This is a genomic window from Mesorhizobium sp. M0152, from assembly GCF_040322415.1.
In the GTDB taxonomy this organism is placed as follows: Bacteria; Pseudomonadota; Alphaproteobacteria; order Rhizobiales; family Rhizobiaceae; genus Mesorhizobium.
This window is the reverse complement of the sequence record NZ_JAMYTH010000002.1, coordinates 339,990-346,553: the sequence shown is the minus strand read 5'-3', so window position 1 is coordinate 346,553 and position 6,564 is coordinate 339,990. Positions and strand designations below refer to the sequence as shown.

Annotated in this window: 6 protein-coding genes; 2 read left to right on the top strand and 4 right to left on the bottom strand. The window is 61.9% G+C overall.

Annotation, left to right across the window (positions count from 1 at the left end):
• From NKJ26_RS03940 to dapA, 3 genes are all read right to left on the bottom strand, one after another.
• A partial coding sequence (locus NKJ26_RS03940) for a GH25 family lysozyme (RefSeq protein WP_352693828.1) occupies positions 1-366 on the bottom strand: 366 nt, incomplete at its 3' end.
• 77 nt (positions 367-443) lie between these two features.
• Positions 444-923: an SsrA-binding protein SmpB gene (smpB, locus tag NKJ26_RS03935; protein WP_352693826.1), complete on the bottom strand. Its 480-nt coding sequence runs from the start codon at positions 921-923 to the stop codon at positions 444-446.
• Between the two features lie 25 nt (positions 924-948).
• Entirely contained in the window at positions 949-1,830 is an 882-nt protein-coding gene (dapA, locus tag NKJ26_RS03930; RefSeq protein WP_352693824.1) for a 4-hydroxy-tetrahydrodipicolinate synthase, read from the bottom strand.
• A gap of 249 nt (positions 1,831-2,079) precedes the next feature.
• On the opposite strand from dapA, the gene NKJ26_RS03925 reads away from it, so the two are divergent.
• Positions 2,080-4,110: a lytic transglycosylase domain-containing protein gene (locus NKJ26_RS03925; RefSeq protein ID WP_352693822.1), complete on the top strand. Its 2,031-nt coding sequence runs from the start codon at positions 2,080-2,082 to the stop codon at positions 4,108-4,110.
• Between the two features lie 183 nt (positions 4,111-4,293).
• Complete coding sequence (locus NKJ26_RS03920; protein WP_352693820.1) at positions 4,294-5,193, top strand: alpha/beta fold hydrolase; 900 nt, start codon at positions 4,294-4,296, stop codon at positions 5,191-5,193.
• Positions 5,194-5,443: 250 nt separating this feature from the next.
• Here the strand turns inward: NKJ26_RS03920 and NKJ26_RS03915 are convergent, their stop codons facing one another.
• Positions 5,444-6,505, bottom strand: coding sequence for a tyrosine-type recombinase/integrase (locus NKJ26_RS03915; protein ID WP_352693818.1), 1,062 nt, complete (start codon positions 6,503-6,505; stop codon positions 5,444-5,446).
• Between the last annotated feature and the right edge of the window lie 59 nt (positions 6,506-6,564).

Below are 6,564 nucleotides of genomic sequence, written 5' to 3'. Positions count from 1 at the left end.
TTGGGGGGGGGGGTGTCCACCCCCTTTTATTATTTTTTCGGCGGGGCGGCGCCCCGGCGGCCTTTTGCTTAAAAATTCTGCCCCCCCCCCGGGCCCCCCGCCCCCCCGCGCTTCGCGCAGATTGGTCGAGAAGGCGTCATCGACATGATCGCCGCCCTCGGTCGCCTTGATGACGGCGAAGGCCACGTCGTCGGCGGCAACGCGGCGCCAGTCGATCCGGCCCTGATGATGGGAAACGTCGATGCCCCTGACCGGATACTTCTCGCGGTCGGGAGAGAAGGTGCGGAAATAGAAAAGGCCGGCCGCCGCGACGACACACGCCAGGACTAGGCTGGCCAGCCCCCACAGGACGATCCGGTTCTTCAAGACGATCTCCTGTTGCCGGCTCGGATTGTCCGAAACTTGAAAGCCTGACTGTTGCTTTTTTCAGGCTATCGCCTTTCTCACCCGCGCTCCTTCAACAGCCGGCCTTTTTCACGCGACCAGTCGCGCTGCTTCTCGGTCTCGCGCTTGTCGTGCAGCTTCTTGCCACGGCCGACGGCGAGCAGCAGCTTGGCGCGGCCCTGATCGTTGAAATAGATCTTCAGCGGCACCAGCGTCATGCCTTCGCGGTCGACGCTCTGCGCCAGCTTCGCCATCTCGCGCTTGTTGAGCAGGAGTTTGCGGCGCCGGCGCGGCTCGTGATTGAAGCGGTTGGCCTGCAGATATTCCGGCAGATAGGAATTGATCAGCCAGATCTCGCCGCCCTCGACAGAGGCATAGCTGTCCTGGATGTTGGCCTGGCCCTGGCGCAGCGACTTGACCTCGGTGCCGGTCAGCACCAGGCCGGTCTCGAGCGTGTCGAGCACCTCATAGGAAAACCGCGCCTTGCGGTTTTCCGCAACGGTCTTGTTGTTGGGATCGGCTTTTCTGACTTGATTCATGATGCGGAGAGGTGGCGCCTCATCCCTAATTTATCAAGCCGGCGTGCTTCATCGCCGCATCGATCTTCTCGGCGGTCGACTGCTCGACCGTCACCAGCGGCGAACGCAGCACGTTCTCGACCTTGCCCAGCTTCGACAGCGCGTATTTGGCGCCGGAAACGCCGGGCTCGATGAAGATCGCCTTGTGCAGCGGCAGCAGGCGGTCCTGCAATTCCAGCGCCTTGGCGCTGTCGCCGGAAAGCGTCGCTTCCTGGAATTCGGCGCAGAGCCGCGGCGCGACGTTCGACGTCACCGAGATGCAGCCGATGCCGCCATGCGCGTTGAAGCCGAGCGCTGAAGCGTCTTCGCCGGAAAGCTGGATGAAATCCTTGCCGCAGGTAGCGCGCTGCTCGGATACCCGCTCGACCTTGCCGGTGGCATCCTTGACGCCGACGATGTTCTTGAAGTCGTGCGCCAGCCGTCCCATCGTCTCCGGCATCATGTCGATGACCGAGCGCGGCGGGATGTTGTAGATGATGATCGGCAGCTTGGTCGCCCTGGCGACGGCAGCGAAGTGCTCGTAAAGGCCGCGTTGGGTCGGCTTGTTATAATAGGGCGTGACGACCAAGGCCGCGTCGGCGCCGGCCTTCTCGGCATATTGCACGAGGCCGACCGCTTCCTCGGTGTTGTTGGAGCCGGCGCCGGCGACGATCGGAGCCCGGCCCTTGGCCACTTCGATACAGACCTTGACGACGTGGCGATGCTCGTCGTGCGACAGCGTCGGCGACTCGCCAGTGGTGCCGACCGGGACCAGGCCCGTCGTGCCTTCGCCGAGTTGCCATTCGACGAACGCGCGAAAGGCTTTCTCGTCGAAACGCCCGCTCTTTTCGAACGGTGTCACGAGCGCAGTAAGCGAGCCTCTCAGCATATCGTCCAACTCCTTGGGACTTATCGAATTTTGGCGTTCGGGTTAATCGTGCGCGCCTTCTAGCCGAAAGCGAAGCCGCGCACCATAGTCTCGACATGGTTGCGCGGCAAGCATTGCCGTGGTGCCAGCGAGCGCAATTCGGACGACCTCGATAACTCTTTGTTTACGGGCTCTTCACGACCTAAGTTTAGGCTTCGAGGCTTCTCGGCCTGCCGGTAGAATGCCAGGACAAGGAAAGATCCAAAGACCATGCCGGCCAGTCGGCCTCACCTCCTCGCGCTGCTTGGCGCCATTGCCGCACTGATGCCCGGCGGGGCGATCGGCGGTAGCGTCGATGTGCAGGTCACGGCGGCCATTCCGATACCTGGCGTTCAGGCCGGGGCGCAGCAGGATCCCTCGCCTGGCGTGGCTCTCTTGAAGAGCGGACTGCATGCGCTGGCGGCCGGCGATATTCCAACCGCGCGTGGCGTGCGCGACGCGCTTCCCGTTCATTCGCTCGACCAGCATATTCTTGCATGGGCAATCGCGCTCTACGGTGGCGACAAGGTTCCGAGCGGCGACATTGCCGCCGCCGCGAAAATGCTGCCCAACTGGCCGGGCACCGTCGCCCTGCGCAAGAACAGCGAGCGAGCGCTCTATCGCGAGAACCCTGCCCCAGACATCGTCATTGCGGCCTTCGACGGCAGCCAGCCGCAGACATTCGAGGGTGTGATGGTTCTCGCCCGCGCCTATGTGTCGTCGGGCAATGCCAAGGCGGCGCGCTCGGTGCTGTCGCCGTTCTGGCGCACCGCGATCCTGGAAGCCAAGGACGAGACGGCGCTGATCAAGGAGTTCGGCAGCCTGGTCCCTGCCGCCGACCACCGTTTCCGCATGGAGCGCATGTTCTATGCCGACCGGGTGAATTCCGCCTTGCGTGTCGCAGGCCTGGCCGGTGCGCAGCCACTTGCCGATGCCTGGGCAGCCGTCAATAAAGGCGACAAGAACACGCCCAAACTGCTGAAGGCAGTGCCGGCGGCGCAGCGTTCGGCGGGCTATTTCTTCGCGCAGGCCGAATATCTACGCAAGCAGGAGAATTTTGCCGACGCGGCCGCTGTAGTGATGAAGGCACCGTCCGATCGCGAAGCCCTGGTCGATCCGGACGCCTGGTGGGTCGAGCGCCGGGTGCTGTCGCGCGAGTTGGTCGACCAGGGCGACATGAAGACAGCATACAAGATTGTCGCCACGCACGCCGCCGAAAGTGCCGCCGATGCGGCGGACGCCGAATTCCATGCCGGCTGGTACGCGTTACGCGGCCTGAACGATCCAGTGCTTGCCGCAACGCATTTTTCGCGCATCGCCGATCTCGCGCAGGGGCCGATGACGTCGTCGCGCGCCTACTATTGGCTCGGCCGTGCGGCGGAGGTCGGCGGCCCCGGCAACGCCAAGGACTATTTTGGGCGCGCGGCCACCTATGGCACGACATTTTACGGCCAGCTGGCCGCGGAGCGTGTCGGCCGGCAGGCACTGACCATTGCCTACCCGCAGCCTGATGCCGCCGACCGGCAGAACTTTGCCGGCCGCGAAGCCGTCAGCGCCATCAAGCGGCTGCAGGAGGCCGGCTACGACCGCTATGCCGAAACGCTCTATCGCGACATTGCCGGGCAGCTGACCAGCCCAGGCGAACTGGCGCTGCTGGCTGTCCTCGCCGAAAAGCAGGGCAATCATTTCATGTCCCTGAAGATCGGCAAGATCGCCGGTGCGCGTGGCATCGATGTCGGTGCGCTGTCGCATCCGCTCGGCGTCATTCCCGATTCGGCCAACATTTCCGGTTCGGGCAAGGCGCTGGCCTATGCGATCGCCCGCCAGGAAAGCGAATTCAACATCGGTGCGGTGTCCAGTGCCGGCGCGCGCGGGCTGCTGCAGCTGATGCCGGGAACCGCCAGGCAACTGGCGAAGAAGGCCGGATTGCAGTTTTCGCAGGCGCGGCTGACCACCGATGCCGGCTACAACGCGACGCTTGGCTCAGCCTTCCTCGGCCAGCAACTCGACCGCTTCAACGGCTCCTATGTGCTGACCTTCGCCGGCTATAATGCGGGTCCCAACCGGGCCAGCCAGTGGGTAGCCAAATATGGCGATCCGCGCGGCAAGGACATCGACGCCGTCGTCGACTGGATCGAGCGGATTCCCTACACGGAAACAAGAAGTTACGTGCAGCGCGTGATGGAGAATTACGAGGTCTACAAGATGCGTATTTCCGGCAAGTACGATATCGTGGGCGATCTTGTGAACGGGCGCAGTTGACAGCGCGTTCCGCCACTTCGCACAGCGAAGTCTATACGGAGTTCAAAGGCCTTCGATCGAGTTCCTTCGCCCCCCTCTGTCCTGCCGAGATCTCCAAATTCCCAGCGCGCAGGCGCTTCAATTGACCGTCCCTGCGCTCGCCTGTAGCAGTCGGGAACAATCCGGTCAGGGAGTCCTTGTCAGATGGCGGGCGAGCAGGGTTTTTTCGACTATTTCTACGCCGCACCGGATGGGCTTCGGCTTCATGCACGCCTCTATGGCGAATCGAATTCCGGCCATTGGCCGGTCGTCTGCCTGCCCGGCCTGACCCGCAATGCTCGAGATTTCCACGAGTTGGCGCTCTATCTTTCGACGCGGCCCGTGGCTCCACGCAAGGTCGTGGCCTTCGACTATCGCGGGCGCGGGCAATCCGCCTACGATCCCGATATCAGTCACTACAATATCGGCGTCGAGGCCGGCGATATTCTCGCCGGGCTCGCGGCGCTCGGCATTGAAGAGGCGGCCTTCATCGGCACCTCGCGCGGCGGGCTGATCATCCATGTCCTGGGCGCATTGCGGCCGGCCGTGCTGAAAGCCATTGTTTTCAACGACATCGGGCCGGTGATCGAGCCAGCCGGGCTTGCCCATATCCAGTCCTATCTCGGGAGCAAGCCGACGCCGAAAACCCATGCACAGGCTATTGCCGCCCAGCGTAGCGTGCATGGTAAGGACTTCACCGCACTTGGTGGGCCGGATTGGGATCGGATGGTATGGGCGCTCTACCGCGAAACCGACAGCGGCCTAGTGCCGGATTTCGACCCGAGGCTGGTCGACATACTGGCGGGTCTCGACCTGACACAGAGGCTGCCTGACCTGTGGCCGCAATTCGAAGCGTTGTCGAAAGTACCGCTGCTTGCCATACGCGGCGCCAATTCAAGATTGCTGTCCATCGCAACGCTCCAAGAAATGCGAAAGCGTCATCCCGATATCGAGACGATCAACGTCGAGGGCCAGGGCCATGCCCCTTTCCTGGAGACCGACAAGATGCCAGACGCCATCGCGGCCTTTCTGGATCGGACCGAGCGACGAGCCGATTCAGAGTAACGCAGCAGAGTGACAGTAAAAACGTCTGGGAATTCTGGGCGAAACGCCGAGTTAATGATCGGAAAGCGACCACTTGTCGAAATCGGCGCCGCCCCCTCATTGCCCTGCCCGTCCTCCGCAGCAGCTGCGCGGCAGCTGCGGAGCGTGGACCGGGCATTTCTCCCCGTATAGTGACGGCGAGAAAGTAGCTCGCCCAACGTCGGCGCGCCCTTGCCCGGAACGGGCTTAAAAGGTCAAGCAGGCAATACTGTTAGGATTTTGCTCTTTTCTTGACGATCTTCGAAGGTTTTTCATCCACGGGCGACTTAATTTCCTTCTCGCCCACCGTCGAGTGTGAAGGACATGGAGAGCTTTCCACGCTACTGCCTGCCCCACTGCATCGAGGTGTTTCCAGCACGACGACGCAGCCGTCTAGATCGTTGGTCGCAAGGTGCGCGTAACGCATCGTCATCGACAGCGTCTGGTGGCCGAGCCACATCTGCACGCGCCTGATGTCGATGCCGCCCTGGACGAGACGCGAGGCGCAGGTGTGGCGCAAAATGTGCGGCACCACCTGGTCGTCGGCGCCGAGGCCCACTTCGGCTTTCGCGTCATTCCAGATGGTACGGAACTGTGCCTGGCTGAATTTGGTGAACGGGCCTTTCGGCCGGCGACCTTCGGCGGGCGGCAGTTTGATGACCTCCTTGACCCGCTCGGTCATCGGGATGGTGCGGCTGCGGCCGGATTTGGTGATCCAAAAACTGACGCGATGCTCCTGGATGTCATTCCAGATCAGCCCGAGCGCCTCGCCGAGGCGACAGCCGCTATCGACCAGGAAGACGGACAGCCGGTAGGCATCCTCGCTGCGGCCCTTTATGGCGGCAAATAGCCGCGCTTCTTCGTCCCTCTCGAGGAAACGAATCCGTCCCGCCCGCTCTTTCTGGCGGCGGAACTCGGGCAGGCTGTGGATATCCCCCATCTTGTGAGCCTTGCGCAGCAGTTTGCTGAGGGCAGCCATCTTTCGATTGATGGTTGCGTTGCTGTTGCCGCGCTGGCGCAAGGTGCCGATAAGGTTATCCAGGGTACTCTGGTCAAAGGCGCTGAAACGCTCCCCGAGGAGAATCTCGTCTATTTCGCCGATGAAGGAGCTGACATTGTATTTATGCCGCCCATCATCCCACAATATGTCCCGATAGGCTGAAAACAGCTCTCCAACCCTATGCGATTTTACTTCTCTAATCTTGTTGTACGTGTAGTTAAACTTCGAATTTTGAGAAGAGAACACCGCAAAATGATCAGAGGGATATCCCTCTTGAATCGCTTCGTTTGTCATTATTTGACCACACCCCCCGGTTGATAGGTCCACCTATCCTACCTGGAAGTGTCCTTTCA